The sequence below is a fragment of the Klebsiella electrica genome, from assembly GCF_006711645.1.
In the GTDB taxonomy this organism is placed as follows: domain Bacteria; phylum Pseudomonadota; class Gammaproteobacteria; order Enterobacterales; family Enterobacteriaceae; genus Klebsiella; species Klebsiella electrica.
The window spans coordinates 4,724,635-4,739,880 of the sequence record NZ_CP041247.1 but is presented as its reverse complement, the minus strand read 5'-3'; the positions used below and the strand labels follow the sequence as shown (position 1 = coordinate 4,739,880).

The 15,246-nt window shown below is 57.4% G+C and carries 12 protein-coding genes; 5 read left to right on the top strand and 7 right to left on the bottom strand.

What is annotated here, in order from left to right; all coding sequences use genetic code 11:
• Positions 1-31 precede the first annotated feature (31 nt).
• Positions 32-1,036, bottom strand: a complete 1,005-nt coding sequence (gene argF, locus Electrica_RS22620; protein WP_141965455.1) for an ornithine carbamoyltransferase — start codon at positions 1,034-1,036, stop codon at positions 32-34.
• A 163-nt stretch (positions 1,037-1,199) separates the two neighbouring features.
• On the opposite strand from argF, the gene rraB reads away from it, so the two are divergent.
• A complete protein-coding gene (gene rraB, locus Electrica_RS22615; RefSeq protein WP_100685363.1) occupies positions 1,200-1,625 on the top strand; it encodes a ribonuclease E inhibitor RraB in 426 nt (141 codons plus the stop codon).
• 175 nt (positions 1,626-1,800) lie between these two features.
• On the top strand, positions 1,801-2,565 hold the full coding sequence (gene miaE, locus Electrica_RS22610; protein ID WP_131049441.1) for a tRNA isopentenyl-2-thiomethyl-A-37 hydroxylase MiaE: 765 nt from the start codon (positions 1,801-1,803) through the stop codon (positions 2,563-2,565).
• 120 nt (positions 2,566-2,685) lie between these two features.
• Here the strand turns inward: miaE and Electrica_RS22605 are convergent, their stop codons facing one another.
• The 4 genes from Electrica_RS22605 to pepA all read right to left on the bottom strand — a co-directional run bounded on the left by Electrica_RS22605 (position 2,686) and on the right by pepA (position 8,237).
• The gene (locus tag Electrica_RS22605; protein ID WP_100685361.1) at positions 2,686-3,189 is read right to left on the bottom strand and encodes a GNAT family N-acetyltransferase; all 504 of its coding nucleotides are present in this window, start codon (positions 3,187-3,189) and stop codon (positions 2,686-2,688) included.
• Positions 3,190-3,304: 115 nt separating this feature from the next.
• Positions 3,305-6,160, bottom strand: coding sequence for a valine--tRNA ligase (locus Electrica_RS22600; protein ID WP_131049442.1), 2,856 nt, complete (start codon positions 6,158-6,160; stop codon positions 3,305-3,307).
• Complete coding sequence (gene holC / locus Electrica_RS22595; RefSeq protein WP_100685359.1) at positions 6,160-6,603, bottom strand: DNA polymerase III subunit chi; 444 nt, start codon at positions 6,601-6,603, stop codon at positions 6,160-6,162. Before holC ends, Electrica_RS22600 begins: the two co-directional genes overlap by 1 nt.
• Positions 6,604-6,725: 122 nt before the next feature.
• Complete coding sequence (gene pepA, locus Electrica_RS22590) at positions 6,726-8,237, bottom strand: leucyl aminopeptidase (protein WP_100685358.1); 1,512 nt, start codon at positions 8,235-8,237, stop codon at positions 6,726-6,728.
• Between the two features lie 391 nt (positions 8,238-8,628).
• Between pepA and lptF the strand changes: the two genes are divergently transcribed.
• Both lptF and lptG read left to right on the top strand, forming a co-directional pair.
• Entirely contained in the window at positions 8,629-9,726 is a 1,098-nt protein-coding gene (gene lptF / locus Electrica_RS22585; RefSeq protein WP_131049444.1) for an LPS export ABC transporter permease LptF, read from the top strand.
• Entirely contained in the window at positions 9,726-10,808 is a 1,083-nt protein-coding gene (gene lptG, locus Electrica_RS22580; RefSeq protein ID WP_100685356.1) for an LPS export ABC transporter permease LptG, read from the top strand. Before lptF ends, lptG begins: the two co-directional genes overlap by 1 nt.
• A 144-nt stretch (positions 10,809-10,952) precedes the next feature.
• Here lptG and Electrica_RS22575 read toward each other — a convergent pair whose 3' ends face one another.
• Positions 10,953-12,455: a helicase HerA-like C-terminal domain-containing protein gene (locus Electrica_RS22575; protein ID WP_141965454.1), complete on the bottom strand. Its 1,503-nt coding sequence runs from the start codon at positions 12,453-12,455 to the stop codon at positions 10,953-10,955.
• A gap of 98 nt (positions 12,456-12,553) precedes the next feature.
• Complete coding sequence (locus Electrica_RS22570) at positions 12,554-13,375, bottom strand: TIM barrel protein (protein ID WP_131049446.1); 822 nt, start codon at positions 13,373-13,375, stop codon at positions 12,554-12,556.
• A gap of 351 nt (positions 13,376-13,726) precedes the next feature.
• On the opposite strand from Electrica_RS22570, the gene Electrica_RS22565 reads away from it, so the two are divergent.
• Positions 13,727-15,232: a CoA-acylating methylmalonate-semialdehyde dehydrogenase gene (locus Electrica_RS22565; RefSeq protein ID WP_141965453.1), complete on the top strand. Its 1,506-nt coding sequence runs from the start codon at positions 13,727-13,729 to the stop codon at positions 15,230-15,232.
• Positions 15,233-15,246: the final 14 nt, after the last annotated feature.

The following is a 15,246-nucleotide window of genomic DNA, read 5'->3' as shown; positions in this document are numbered from 1 at the left end:
GCGCAATCCGGGACATACCGCGAGAGAACGACTATTTACTCAGCGTCGCCACCATCACCGCTTTGATGGTGTGCATCCGGTTTTCCGCCTGATCGAAGACGATGCTTGCCGGCGACTCAAAGACCTCGTCAGTCACTTCCATGCCGCCATGCAGGCCGTATTCCGCCGCCATCTGCTGACCAAGGGTCGTTTGATCGTCATGGAAGGCGGGCAGGCAGTGCAGGAACTTCACCTGCGGATTGCCGGTCAGCGCCATCATGTCGCTATTCACCTGATAAGCGCGCAGCAGCGCAATACGCTCCGCCCACTTCTCTTTGGCTTCGCCCATCGACACCCACACATCGGTATAGATAAAGTCTGCCCCTTGCACGCCCGCCGCGATATCTTCGGTCAGCGTGATGTTGCCGCCGTTTTTCTGCGCCAGCGCCCGACATTCCGCCACCAGGTTCTCTTCGGGCCAGCAGGCCTCAGGAGCCACCAGGCGCAGATCCAGCCCGGTCAACGCCGCGGCTTCGAGCATCGAGTTGCCCATGTTGTTGCGGGCGTCGCCTGCATACACCAGGGTCATTTCGTTAAAGGCTTTGCCCGGCAGATGCTCCTGCATGGTCAGCAGGTCCGCCAGCAGCTGGGTGGGATGAAACTCGTTGGTCAGACCGTTCCACACCGGGACACCGGCATAGCTGGCGAGCGTCTCAACAATCTCTTGCCCATGGCCGCGGTATTGAATACCGTCATACATCCGCCCCAGCACGCGGGCGGTATCTTTAATGGATTCTTTATGGCCTATCTGGCTGCCGCTTGGCCCGAGATAGGTGACGCGGGCACCCTGATCAAATGCGGCAACTTCGAAAGAGCATCGTGTACGGGTAGAGTCTTTTTCGAAGATGAGCGCGATGTTTTTGCCAGCCAGATGCTGGATTTCAATACCGTTTTTTTTATCGGTTTTCAGTCTGGCCGCCAGCGTCAGCAGGGCAGTGATTTCTGCAGGGGTAAAATCGAGTAACTTTAAAAAATGCTTCTGATAAAACGCGGACATGATTCCCTCACATGGCTTAAGCCCTATATTGAATTAAAATTCAATTTATATGTATGAATATTCATTTGCAACCCCGTTGCACAAATCTTTCGCGCAAAGGTGGAGGCAATCACGGCGGTATGTGACAATAGAAGTATCTGCCGCACATTATGAGGAACGAGCCATGGCAAACCCGGAACTACTGGAAGAACAGCGTGAAGAAACGCGTCTGATTATCGAAGAGCTGCTCGAAGACGGCAGCGATCCGGACGCGTTGTACACCATTGAACACCATCTCTCTGCCGATGACTTCGAAACGCTGGAGAAAGTGGCTGTCGAGGCCTTCAAGCTGGGCTACGAAGTGACCGAGCCGGAAGAGCTGGAAGTGGAAGAGGGCGAAGTGGTTATCTGCTGTGACATCCTGAGCGAAAGCGCCCTGAAGGTGGAGCTGATTGATGCCCAGGTTGAGCAGCTGATGACTCTGGCGGAAAAATTCGACGTCGAATATGACGGTTGGGGCACTTACTATGAGGACCCGAACGGCGAAGAGGGCGATGAAGAAGATGACGACGATTTCGTTGATGAAGACGATGACGGCGTTCGCCACTAAATAAACCCGCACGTCATCCTTCAGGCCGCGTCTTTGCTGGCTACACACAGAAACCCCGCTGACATCGTTCGCTATGTTGTCGGGGTTTTCGTCTCGTTATACCCTGAACAATAATATTGTGTCTGTCTGGATGCGATAACGGCCGCCAGCCGTTACCGTATAGCAAGGAACCTCAATGGACTACCCGCAAATACTCGCCCCCATACGCGACTTCCTGCACTGCCCAACCCCACAGGCGTGGATTGATGAAGCCCGTAAGCCGGAAAATCTCCCGCTGCTGCTGACTGACCATATGGTCTGCGAGCTAAAAGCGGCGCAAAACGCGTTGCTGCTGGTACGTAAATATGTTGCTGATAAAGAGGGGGCCGACGAGCTGCTGGCCTGCCTGAAGCCGTATGAGGACTTTACCTACCGCTGGGGGCCCGAGCCGGATTTCGTCGCGCTGCATAAACGGATTAATAAAAGCACCATGCCGCAGACCGACGATCCGTGGGGCCGTCAGCTGGTGGACAGCATGGTGCTGCTGATTAAAGAAGAGCTGCACCATTTCTGGCAGGTGCGGGAAATGATGCTGGCCCACGATATCCCGTACGTCAAAATCACCGCCAGTCATTATGCCCGCGGGTTACGCAGAGAAGTGCGCTCCCACGAACCGGTGATGCTGATCGATAAGCTGATTTGCGGAGCCTATATTGAAGCGCGCTCCTGCGAGCGCTTTGCCGCGCTGGCGCCGTGGCTGAATGACGATCTGCAAAAGTTCTATCTGTCGCTGCTGCGCTCGGAAGCGCGGCACTATCAGGATTACCTCGATCTGGCACAGCAGATTGCCGAAGAGGATATCAGTGAACGCATACGCCAGCTTGGCGAGGCGGAAGCGGCGTTAATTAATGCTCCGGAGGCGGAGTTTCGTTTCCACAGCGGCGTGCCGGTTATCGCCTGATGCGTTGTTCCCGGATAGCGGCGCTACGCGCCTTATCCGGGCTACCAAACCGCGCGCCTTGAGCCGTAGCCCCGGTAAGCATCGCGCGACCGGGGAACCGCGGCGGGTGGGGACGAGCGCTTACAGCGTTTTCAGCATCCGTACTTCGCAATCGACATGACCAGTGCGGCCAAGCGGCCCGTCGATATGTTCGAAGCCGAGGTGCTCGTATAGCCCGACGGCTTCTTTCAGGAAGGCGGTGGTTTCCAGATAGCAGCGTTTGAAACCCTGCTCGCGGGCATAATCTAACGCCAGCAGCGCCAGCTTTTTCGCCAGCCCCTGGCCACGGGCAGAGGTCATAAAATACATTTTCTGTAGTTCGCAGATATCCGGTTCGCTATGCGCCAGCGGGGCAACGCCGCCGCCGCCGACCACCCGACCATCCTGTTCAACCACCCAATAGGCGGAGCCTGGCTGGCTGTAGAGCTCAAAAAGCTCATCGAGGTTAGGGTCGGCGACCGTATAGCCTTTATCGGCCGTCAGGCCGTATTCCGCAGAAACCTGGCGGATAACGTTGGCGATAGCTGCATTATCTTCAGCGGTGATGCGGCGCAGCGACGCCGTGATGGTCGCGCTCGTATTCATACGATGACTCATAGCAAATGACGGATGGTGTTGTTAATAACATCGCGAGCGGGGGGAGCGCAAGCGGGTATCGCGGATAAAAACGCCCCTTGCCAGCCGGCAAGGGGCGGGAGGATTACAGCGCGGCGATGACCGCCTGCTGTTCGATCAGTTTGCTTTTCGCTTCGGCATAACCGTCCAGCTTCTCACGCTCTTTGGCGATCACCGCTTCCGGTGCGCGAGCGACAAAGCCTTCGTTGGCCAGTTTGCTTTCGATGCGGCTGATTTCCCCGTCGATCTTCGCCACTTCTTTCGCCAGACGCGCCAGCTCATCTTCTTTGTTGATGAGACCTGCCATCGGGATCAGCAGCTCGGCGCCGTCGATGATTTTGGTGACAGAAACCGGACCTTTGTCGTCGGCTGGCAGGACGGTGATGCTTTCCAGACGCGCCATGGACTGCAGGAAGCTCTGGTTGTCGGTCACGCGACGCTGAGCGTCAGCGCTGCAACCGCGCAGCAGCAGTTCGAGCGGTTTACCCGGGGCGATGTTCATTTCCGCACGGATATTACGTACGGCGATAATCGCCTGCTTCAGCCATTCGGTATCGGCCAGCGCCGCTTCATCAACCTGTGCCGCATCGTATGCCGGGAACGGCTGCAGCATGATGGTGTCCGCATCGATACCGACGATGGTTTTCACACGCTGCCAGATGGTTTCGGTGATGAACGGAATGATCGGGTGCGCCAGACGCAGCAGACCTTCCAGCACGCTCACCAGGGTGTGGCGAGTGCCGCGCAGTTCCGCTTCAGAGCCGCCGGTCATCACCGGTTTGGTCAGCTCCAGGTACCAGTCGCAGAACTGGTTCCAGGTGAACTCATACAGGATGCCCGCGGCGATATCGAAGCGGAAATTATCCAGCGCTTCGCGGTACGCTTTGATGGTCTGGTTAAATTCAGCCAGGATCCAGCGATCGGCGAGGGAGAGTACCTGTTCGCCGCCGTTAAAGCCGCAGTCCTGATCTTCGGTGTTCATCAGCACGAAACGGCTGGCGTTCCACAGCTTGTTACAGAAGTTACGGTAACCTTCCAGGCGCTTCATGTCCCAGTTGATGTCGCGACCGGTCGAAGCCAGCGCCGCCAGGGTGAAGCGCAGGGCGTCGGTGCCGTGCGGCTCGATCCCGTTCGGGAACTGTTTCTCGGTGCGTCTGGCGATTTTCTCCGCCAGCTGCGGCTGCATCATGTTGCCGGTACGTTTTTCCAGCAGATCGGCCAAAGAAATACCGTCAACCATATCCAGCGGGTCAATCACGTTGCCCTTGGATTTGGACATCTTCTGGCCTTCGTCGTCACGAATCAGACCGGTCATGTAGACGGTATGGAACGGTACCTGCGGTTTGCCGTTTTCATCTTTGATGAAATGCATGGTCATCATGATCATGCGGGCAATCCAGAAGAAAATGATGTCGAAACCGGAGACCATCACGCTGGTCGGGTGGAACTGACGCAGCGCGTCGGTGTTTTCCGGCCAGCCGAGGGTGGAGAAGGTCCACAGCGCGGAGGAGAACCAGGTGTCGAGCACGTCTTCGTCCTGGCGCAGCGCGACGTCGGCGGAGAGGTTGTTCTCCTGACGCACTTCGTCTTCGGTGCGGCCTACGTAGACGTTGCCTTCGTTGTCATACCACGCCGGGATACGGTGACCCCACCACAGCTGACGGGAGATACACCAGTCCTGAATATCGCGCATCCAGGAGAAGTACATGTTTTCGTACTGCTTCGGCACGAACTGAATGTCGCCGTTTTCCACTGCTTCTACGGCAGGCTTCGCCAGCACGTCGGCACGCACGTACCACTGGTCGGTCAGCATCGGCTCGATCACCACACCGCCACGGTCGCCGTACGGCACGGTCAGATCGTGAGGTTTGATCTCTTCAAGCAGGCCGAGCGCATCGATGGCTGCCACCACGGCTTTACGCGCCGCGAAACGCTCCAGCTTCTGGAATTCAGCCGGGATCTCTGCGGAGTAAACGTCGGACTCTTCGCCTTTGGTGTCGTACACCTGCGCGCTTTCGCGGATGTCGCCGTCAAAGGTCAGGATATTGATCATCGGCAGGGCATGACGTTTCCCGACTTCATAGTCGTTAAAGTCGTGCGCCGGGGTGATTTTCACGCAGCCGGTACCTTTTTCCATGTCAGCGTGTTCGTCGCCGACGACTGGAATGCGGCGGTTAATCAGCGGCAGCACCACGAATTTACCGATCAGATCTTTATAACGCGGATCTTCCGGGTTAACGGCCACGCCGGTATCGCCCAGCAGAGTTTCCGGACGGGTGGTCGCCACCACCAGGTAATCTTTACCGTCGGCGGTTTTTGCGCCGTCGGCCAGCGGGTAGCGGATGTGCCACATGGAGCCTTTAGACTCGCGGTTTTCCACTTCCAGGTCAGAGATGGCGGTGCGCAGTTTCGGGTCCCAGTTGACCAGGCGCTTGCCGCGGTAAATCAGATCTTCTTTGTACAGGCGAACAAAGACTTCTTTCACGGCGTTGGAAAGACCTTCGTCCATGGTGAAGCGCTCGCGCTCCCAGTCCACAGAGTTGCCGAGGCGGCGCATCTGACGGGTAATGGTGCCGCCGGATTCCGCTTTCCACTGCCAGATTTTATCGATAAAGGCATCGCGACCGTAGTCGTGGCGAGTTTTCCCTTCTTCTGCGGCAATCTTACGTTCAACCACCATCTGGGTCGCGATACCCGCGTGGTCGGTACCGGCCTGCCACAGGGTGTTTTTACCCTGCATGCGCTGGTAGCGAATCATGGTATCCATGATGGTTTGCTGGAAAGCATGACCCATATGCAAACTGCCGGTGACGTTCGGCGGCGGGATCATGATGCAGAAGCTCTCCTGGCTTTCATCACCATTCGGTTTGAAATAGCCCTGCTTTTCCCAGTGCTCGTAGAGCGGCTGTTCGATATCTTGTGGGTTGTATGTCTTTTCCATTATTTCCAGGTTGCCGTATTCAGGTTGAAACCAGCCATGCGATACGCTTTGTAGCGTTCGCGCGCCAGTTGTTTCAGAGAATCTTCGTAAGGGACAAAGTCTATCACTTCTGTGAAAGCGGTGGCAAAATCTGCAAAGTTTAGCCGCAGACTGATCAGAATATCCCGCGGGCTGCTGTTGCGCTTTTGCGGCCAGGCGATTTCCACCGGCGCGCCGCCTCTGGGGCCTTCTCCCGCCAGATTATGCGGGACGAAGCTTTCCGCAGGGCGGGCCCACAGCGCTTCATCCAGACGGATGGCCTGCTGTTCGTCTTCACAGGCGATAAGCACGCGTTTGCCGCTGCGCCAACGTTCTGCGGCGATGTCACACACCAGTTGCTCGACGGCGCTGAGGCCCTCAACGGTGTGGTCATTGTCCAGAAGGTAGAACGTTGCGTTTTTCATATATGGGGCTTCTTGTGGTGACTTTAAATGCTTAAGCCGGGTGGCGCTGCGCTGACCCGGCCTACAAACGGCATCTTTGCGTAGGCCCGGCAAGCGTAGCGCCGCCGGGCATCAGACGGCAATTACTCTTCGCCAGTAAACCCGGCGCGATTGAGCAGGAACTGCGACAGCAGGGCGACCGGACGGCCAGTAGCGCCTTTCGCTTTCCCGGAACGCCATGCGGTGCCGGCGATATCCAGGTGCGCCCAGTTGTACTTACGGGTAAAGCGCGACAGGAAGCAGCCGGCGGTGATCGCCCCGCCAGGACGTCCGCCGATATTAGCCATATCCGCGAAGTTAGACTCCAGCTGATCCTGATATTCGTCGCCCAGCGGTAAACGCCATGCGCGGTCGCCCGCCAGTTCGGATGCGCCGATCAGCTCATGAGCCAGCGGATTGTGGTTAGACATCAGGCCGGTGATGTGATGGCCGAGGGCAATCACGCACGCGCCGGTCAGCGTGGCGACGTCAATCACCGCTTCCGGTTCGAAACGCTCAACATAGGTCAGCACATCGCACAGCACCAGACGGCCTTCGGCGTCGGTATTCAGCACTTCAACGGTTTGACCGGACATGGTCGTCAGGACATCGCCCGGACGATAGGCGCGGCCGCCAGGCATGTTTTCACAGCCGGCGAGAACGCCAATCACGTTCAGCGGCAGCTGAAGTTCAGCAACCATGCGCATCACGCCGTAGACCGCCGCCGCGCCGCACATGTCGTACTTCATCTCGTCCATGCCTTCGGCAGGCTTGATGGAGATACCGCCGGAGTCAAAGGTCAGCCCTTTGCCGACCAACACAATCGGCCGCGCATCTTCCGCCGGGTTGCCTTTGTATTCAATCACCGACATCAGCGATTCATTCTGCGAACCGTTGCCGACCGCCAGGTACGAGTTCATGCCCAGCTCTTTCATCTGCTGTTCGCCGATGACGCGGGTGATCACATTCTGACTGTAGGTATCGGCCAGCTGACGGGCCTGGGAGGCCAGATAGGCGGCGTTACAGATGTTTGGCGGCATATTGCCGAGATCTTTGGCCGCTTTGATACCGGCGGCAATGGCCAGTCCGTGCTGGATGGCGCGCTCGCCGCTGGTCAGCTCGCGACGGGTCGGGACGTTGAAGACCATTTTACGCAGCGGGCGACGCGGCTCGCTTTTGTTGGTTTTCAACTGATCGAAGCTGTACAGCGTCTCTTTGGCGGTCTCAACGGCCTGGCGAACTTTCCAGTAGTTGTTACGGCCTTTCACATGCAGTTCGGTCAGGAAGCAGACGGCTTCCATTGAACCGGTATCATTCAAAGTATTAATGGTTTTCTGAATGACCTGCTTGTACTGACGCTCGTCCAGCTCACGCTCTTTGCCACAGCCAATCAGCAGAATACGTTCTGACAGAATATTGGGCACATGGTGCAGCAGCAGCGTCTGGCCAGGCTTACCTTCCAGTTCACCGCGACGCAGCAGCGCGCTGATATAGCCGTCACTGATTTTATCGAGTTGTTCGGCAATCGGGGAGAGGCGACGCGGTTCAAAGACGCCGACTACGATACAGGCACTCCGCTGTTTCTCCGGGCTACCGCTTTTTACACTGAACTCCATGCACTACGCTCCTGAATCTTAAAGACAACGACGGTGGCTACGGATAGAATTGAAAGCTTTCGTAACTCATGTCCGCTGTTGCGGTGACTTCGTGTTAATCTTAACGTTATTACGGCTTTGGTTCGTCAGAAAAAACCTGATATGCGGAACCAGTGAGTCATTTAATCTTAGCGATGATTTCGAAGACCAAAGAGAATAAATGACGTTTAAGCCATGAAACAAGCAATTTTCCAGCAACTGTGCTCTAAATTATTCGCGTTGCAGGAAGGCGGCAAGGCCGTGAACCCTCAGGAACATAGCTAACGATGTGACTGAGGTGAGCGGGTGCAGTCAACGCACCTGGAACGTGAAGAATAACGAGCAAAGACAGGTTTTAACGGGCGTATTTATAGTGATAATCATAAGATATCTGGTTCGTGAGACGCTGAAAAGCCAGTTGGCGATCCTGTTCATCCTGTTACTGATTTTCTTTTGCCAGAAACTGGTCAGGATCTTGGGCGCGGCGGTGGATGGCGATATCCCGACAAATCTGGTGCTCTCGCTGTTAGGCCTGGGCGTACCGGAAATGGCGCAGCTCATTCTGCCCCTGAGCTTATTCCTCGGGCTGCTGATGACGCTGGGCAAACTGTATACTGAAAGTGAAATCACGGTGATGCATGCCTGCGGCCTGAGCAAGGCCGTGCTGGTGAAAGCGGCGATGATCCTCGCGCTGTTTACCGGCGCGGTGGCGGCGGTCAACGTGATGTGGGCTGGCCCCTGGTCATCCCGTCATCAGGACGAAGTGCTGGCGGAAGCGAAAGCCAACCCCGGCATGGCTGCGCTGGCCCAGGGCCAGTTTCAGCAGGCCAGCGACGGCAGCGCCGTGCTGTTTATTGAAAACGTTAATGGCAAACACTTCCGTGATGTTTTCCTGGCGCAGCTGAGGCCGAAAGGTAACGCGCGACCTTCCGTCGTGGTGGCCGATTCCGGCGAGCTGACGCAGAAGAGAGACGGCTCGCAGGTGGTGACCATGAACCAGGGCACCCGCTTTGAAGGTACGGCGATGCTGCGCGATTTCCGCATCACCGATTTTAAAAATTACCAGGCCATTATTGGCCATCAGGCGGTGGCCTCGGATCCTGACGACACCGAGCAGATGGGCATGCGCACGCTGTGGCGCACCGATACCGACCGCGCCCGCGCCGAGCTGCACTGGCGCTTCACGCTGGTGGCGACGGTGTTCATTATGGCGCTGATGGTGGTTCCGCTGAGCGTGGTGAACCCGCGTCAGGGCCGCGTGCTGTCGATGCTGCCGGCGATGCTGCTGTATCTGGTCTTCTTCCTGCTGCAAACCTCGATTAAGTCAAACGGCGGTAAAGGTAAAATCGATCCGATGATCTGGATGTGGGGGATTAACCTGCTCTATTTCGCGCTGGCCGTGCTGCTGAACCTGTGGGATACGGTGCCGATGCGCCGCTTCCGTGCCCGTTTTAACAAAGGAGCGGTGTGATGCAGGCGTTTGGCGTACTCGACCGTTATATCGGTAAGACGATTTTCAACACCATCATGATGACGCTGTTCATGCTGGTGTCGCTCTCGGGCATTATCAAGTTTGTCGACCAGTTGAAAAAAGCCGGCCAGGGCAGCTACGACGCGCTGGGCGCCGGGCTGTATACCATCCTCAGCGTGCCAAAAGATGTGCAGATTTTCTTCCCGATGGCGGCGCTGCTTGGCGCCCTGCTTGGTCTGGGGATGCTGGCGCAGCGCAGCGAACTGGTGGTGATGCAGGCTTCCGGCTTCACCCGTTTGCAGGTGGCGCTGGCGGTGATGAAAACCGCGATCCCGCTGGTTCTGCTGACTATGGCGATCGGCGAATGGGTGGCGCCGCAGGGCGAGCAGATGGCGCGTAATTATCGCGCCCAGCAGATGTACGGCGGTTCGCTGCTGTCGACTCAGCAGGGACTGTGGGCGAAAGACGGGCATAACTTCGTCTATATCGAACGAGTGAAAGGGAACGATGAACTGGGCGGCGTGAGTATTTACACGTTTAACGACCAGCGCCGTTTGCAGACCGTGCGCTACGCCGCAGCGGCGAAATTCGACAACGACAATAAAGTCTGGCGCCTGTCGCAGGTCGATGAGTCTGACCTGACCGACCCGAAACAGATAACCGGCTCGCAGATGGTCAGCGGCACCTGGAAAACCAGGCTGACGCCCGACAAGCTGGGGGTGGTGGCGCTGGACCCGGATGCGTTGTCGATCAGCGGCCTGCATAACTACGTGACCTATCTGAAATCCAGCGGACAGGACCCGGGACGCTACCAGCTCAACATGTGGAGCAAAATCTTCCAGCCGCTGTCGGTGGCGGTGATGATGCTGATGGCGCTGTCGTTTATCTTCGGCCCGCTGCGCAGCGTGGCGATGGGGGTCAGGGTCGTCACCGGGATAAGCTTTGGCTTTATCTTCTACGTGCTGGACCAGATTTTTGGCCCGCTGACGCTGGTCTACGGCATCCCGCCGATTATCGGCGCGCTGCTGCCCAGCGCCAGCTTCTTCCTGATAAGCCTCTGGCTGATGATGAGAAAAGCGTAGTCATACGGATAACCCGGCCAGGCGCAAGCAATGCCGGGTTTTTTGTGTCTGCCGTTTTATTGGATGCCCTCGGCGTTTCGCCCCGTTGCCCTGTAGCCCGGGTAAGGCGCTTGCGCTGCAACCCGGGACCGGGCAGAGATTGTGCTAACGGCGTCTTCCTCCCAGTAGACTGCCCAGCATTCCCCGCACCAGTTGATTGGTCACCTGGCGAACCGCGCTTTTAGCGGCCGTTTGTACCAGACCATCATGCTTGCCGCCGCGCGGACCGGTGGTGCCGAACAAAATATCTTTTAGCCCGCCGAGCAGCCCGTCGTCATCGCCGCTTTGCTGGCCTTTCACCGGCGGCGAAGCCTGCTGTTCCGTAGCGATCTGCACGCCTTTTTGCAACATTTCATAGGCGGACTCGCGATCGACTTCTTCTTCATATTTGCCGTACAGCGCGGAGTGGTTAATCAGGCCATTACGCTCGTCGTCCGTCACCGGCCCCATTCGTGAGCAGGGGGCGATGACCATCGCGCGCTCAACCACCGAAGGGCTGCCTTTCTCATCGAGGAAGGAGATCAGCGCTTCGCCGGTGCCCAGCTCCTGGATGGCCTGTTCGGTGCTGAAAGCCGGGTTGGCGCGCATGGTCTGCGCCGCGGTTTTTACCGCTTTCTGATCTTTCGGCGTAAAGGCGCGCAGGGCGTGCTGAACGCGGTTGCCCAACTGGCCGAGAACCGCATCGGGAATATCCGACGGGTTCTGCGACACGAAGTAAACCCCCACGGCTTTGGAGCGAATCAGGCGGATCACCTGCTCGATTTTGTCCAGCAGCACCTGAGGCGCATCGTTAAACAGCAGATGCGCTTCATCGAAGAAAAAGACCAGCTTCGGCTTCTCGAGATCGCCCGCTTCCGGCAGGCGCTCGTAGAGCTCCGATAGCATCCACAGCAGGCTGGCGGCGTAGAGTTTCGGCATCTGATACAGCTTTTCGGCGCTGAGGATATTAATCACCCCTTTGCCGTGCTCATCGAGGCGCATCCAGTCCTGAATATCAAGCATTGGCTCGCCGAAAAAGTGTTCCGCGCCCTGCTGCTCAAGGGTCAGCAGGCCGCGCTGGATGGCGCCGACCGAGGCGCTGCTGATGTTGCCATACTGGTTTTGAAAGGTTTTCGCGTTATCGCCGATAAACTGGGTGATGGCGCGCAAATCCTTAAAGTCGAGCAGCAGCAGACCGCGATCGTCGGCGATGCGAAAGATAATATTCAGCACCCCGGACTGGACGTCGTTGAGATTGAGTAATCGCGATAGTAACAGCGGCCCGAGATCGGACACCGTTGCCCGGACCGGATGGCCTTTCCCGGCGAAAATATCCCACATCACCACCGGGTTAGTGTGGGGCTGCCAGTCGGTAACGCCGATTTTTTCCAGCCGCGCCTGCAGTTTCTCCGTGTTTTGGCCCGCGGCGGCAATCCCGGTCAGATCGCCTTTCACATCGGCCATAAAGACCGGCACACCGATTTCTGAAAAGGACTCCGCCAGTTTTTGCAGGGTGACGGTTTTACCGGTGCCGGTCGCGCCGGTAATCAGGCCGTGACGGTTGGCCATTCCCGGCAGTAAATGCAGCTGTTTTTCCCGCGTGCGGGCAATCAGCAGGGGTGAACTCATGATCGATTCCTCCATTTATCCTGCGTCGATTATAGGCAAACTGGCCGCAAACCGAGGTGAGAAATCGCAGCATTCGCCTGGCGTGGCGCTGATTTCTCTCAGGCGCAATGGTGTTGAATAAGCGCGATGCTCCGCTCCGTCTCGCGGCGGATATCCTCTTCGCTCCAGGATGCCAGCTCCGGCGCAAACGGTTCGAACGCATACACGCCCCGATAACCCCGGGCTTCGAGACGCTGGATTTGCTCACAGGTTTGCAGCCGATCTTTTGTCGTCAGCATGATACGTTCGTCGTCGGTCAGGTTTTCCCGTGGGCGGGCGTCCTCCACGCCGGAGAGGTGCACCAGACCGATGTCAGCGATATCCACCTGGCTAAGCCCGGCATCTGCCTGCGGATAGAGATAGTGGTGGAAGGTATCAATCAGTAGCTTAAACGGTACCTGCGCATCGCGGATAAGCGCCTGCGCCTGGGCGGCAGAGCGCAGTGAGCTTTGCGGGAAACCCAGCGGTTCAACCAGACCCTGCACGCCGTAAAACGAGAACCGCGGCGACAGATCGCGCAGCGCGTTCAGGGTTTCGCTGGCCGGCACCTCACTACCATCGTTGAGCGGGCACAGGACCAGCGATTTGGCGCCAATAGCCCTGGCCTCTTGCAACAGCGCTTCGGCCAGGCCGCGCACCTGCTCCGTGCGGCGGTTAAACGGGTACACCGCATTGATGGTCAGAATCTCAATATGGTAACGGTCGGCCAGCTCACGCACCTGCTGATGGCTCAGATCGTCGGTCACCTTGCCAGTGGGTAAATCATTACGCAGCTCGACCTTATTCAGGCCAAGACTGTTCACCAGACGGAAAAAGGCCTCGATGCTCAGGGATGGGGCGATCTTGCGATTAAGGCAGAAACGTTGCAGTGCGATAGCCATGCGGCTCTCCTGAATGACCATAGGTTGGGTTTATTCGACCGACTGTAAGTCAAAACATTTATTTCATAATTAGCAATGACTGAAATGGTGGATCTTTGAGCTGCTTCGCAAATAATCGTACTTTCGCTGTCGGAGTCGCATCGGGTGCAGGGGCCGTCGTAGCTGAATCTTATCGGACATGATTTCTTGACGAAGGGTGAGCGCCGCAGCCGGGAAATGCGACGGTCATCACCAAAATAGAATTTCATTCCATATCAACATTGAAATATAAGTTTCATTTTACTACGGTTATAGCACAGCAAAATCGGAAAGGGCCGCAGCGTTGGCCTTCCCACACCATGAGGCGAGAAGATGACGATCACAGGAAACTTTATTGGCGGAAAAACCGTCACCAGCAGCAGCAATGAAACGATGCCGGTGTATGACCCGGCGACGGGCAAGGTGGTGCGCGAAGTCACTTTGACGACCGCTCAGGAAGTCTCTGATGCCATTCAGGTTGCCCGTGATGCGTTTGAAAGCTGGTCGCGTACCACGCCGTTACGCCGCGCCCGCGTCCTGTTTAACTTTAAAATGCTGCTTGAGCAACATGCTGAAGAGCTGGCGGGAATCATCGTTAGCGAGCACGGTAAGGTCTGGTCGGACGCACTGGGTGAACTGACCCGTGGTCTGGAAGTGGTTGAATTTGCTTGCGGTATTCCGCATCTGATTAAAGGCGAATACTCATCTGACGTCGGCACTGGCGTGGACAGCTATTCGCTGATGCAGCCGCTGGGCGTGGTGGCGGGGATTACGCCGTTTAACTTCCCGGCGATGGTCCCGATGTGGATGTTCCCGCTGGCGCTGGCCTGCGGCAACAGCTTCATCCTTAAACCACCGGCGCTGGCTCCGACGGCCGCAGTACGCCTGGCTGAACTGCTGAAGGAAGCGGGCCTGCCGGATGGCGTCTTTAACGTTATCCATTGCAGCAACGACGATGCCGGGCAGCTGTATACCGATCCGCGCATTGCGGCGGTCAGCTTCGTAGGCTCTTCCGGCGTTGCCGAATATATCTACAAAACCGCCAGCGCCCACGGCAAACGCGTGCAGGCTTTTGGCGCGGCGAAAAACCACGCGATTGTGATGCCGGATGCGGATCTGGATGCCACGGTGAATGCGATTATGGGCGGCGCGTTTGGTTCCGCGGGCGAGCGCTGCATGGCGCTGCCGGTGGTGGTCGCGGTGGGCGATGAAACGGCGGATAAGCTGATTGCGCGTCTGAAGCCGCTGGTGGAAGCGCTGAAAGTCGGGCCGGGATGCATGCGCGGCAACGAAGAGAACGAAATGGGGCCGGTGGTTTCCGATACCCATCAGAAAAAGGTGCTGGGCTATATCGATAAAGGCGCCAGCGAAGGGGCGAAACTGGTCGTCGACGGGCGTAAGCTGCGCGTGCTAGGCTATGATGACGGGTACTATGTCGGCGGTACGTTGTTCGACAACGTGACGCCGGATATGACCATCTGGCGGGAAGAGATTTTTGGACCGGTACTGAGCATTGTCCGCGTGGCGGACTATCGCAGCGCGCTGGAGTTGGTGAACAGCCATGAATTTGGCAACGGCAGCGCTGTTTTCACCAGCAATGGGCACACCGCCCGTGAGTTCGTGCATGATGTCCAGGCCGGGATGGTCGGGGTGAACGTGCCGGTTCCGGTACCGATGGCCTTCCACAGCTTCGGCGGCTGGAAACGCTCGGTATTCGGCGCCCTCAACGTCCATGGTCCTGACGGCGTGCGCTTCTACACCCGTATGAAAACCGCCACCGTGCGTTGGCCGGAAGGGCAGCAAACCGTATCTGAATTCAGCATGCCGACATTAGGTTAATCGGCGAAGGAGAA

Coding starts and splice junctions, on each gene's coding strand:
- miaE (WP_131049441.1), top strand. CDS start 1,801: ATGGACTACCCGCAAATACTCGCCCCCATACGCGACTTCCTGCACTGC.
- pepA (WP_100685358.1), bottom strand. CDS start 8,237: ATGGAGTTCAGTGTAAAAAGCGGTAGCCCGGAGAAACAGCGGAGTGCC.
- argF (WP_141965455.1), bottom strand. CDS start 1,036: ATGTCCGCGTTTTATCAGAAGCATTTTTTAAAGTTACTCGATTTTACC.
- lptG (WP_100685356.1), top strand. CDS start 9,726: ATGCAGGCGTTTGGCGTACTCGACCGTTATATCGGTAAGACGATTTTC.
- Electrica_RS22600 (WP_131049442.1), bottom strand. CDS start 6,160: ATGGAAAAGACATACAACCCACAAGATATCGAACAGCCGCTCTACGAG.
- holC (WP_100685359.1), bottom strand. CDS start 6,603: ATGAAAAACGCAACGTTCTACCTTCTGGACAATGACCACACCGTTGAG.
- Electrica_RS22605 (WP_100685361.1), bottom strand. CDS start 3,189: ATGAATACGAGCGCGACCATCACGGCGTCGCTGCGCCGCATCACCGCT.
- Electrica_RS22575 (WP_141965454.1), bottom strand. CDS start 12,455: ATGAGTTCACCCCTGCTGATTGCCCGCACGCGGGAAAAACAGCTGCAT.
- Electrica_RS22565 (WP_141965453.1), top strand. CDS start 13,727: ATGACGATCACAGGAAACTTTATTGGCGGAAAAACCGTCACCAGCAGC.
- rraB (WP_100685363.1), top strand. CDS start 1,200: ATGGCAAACCCGGAACTACTGGAAGAACAGCGTGAAGAAACGCGTCTG.
- Electrica_RS22570 (WP_131049446.1), bottom strand. CDS start 13,375: ATGGCTATCGCACTGCAACGTTTCTGCCTTAATCGCAAGATCGCCCCA.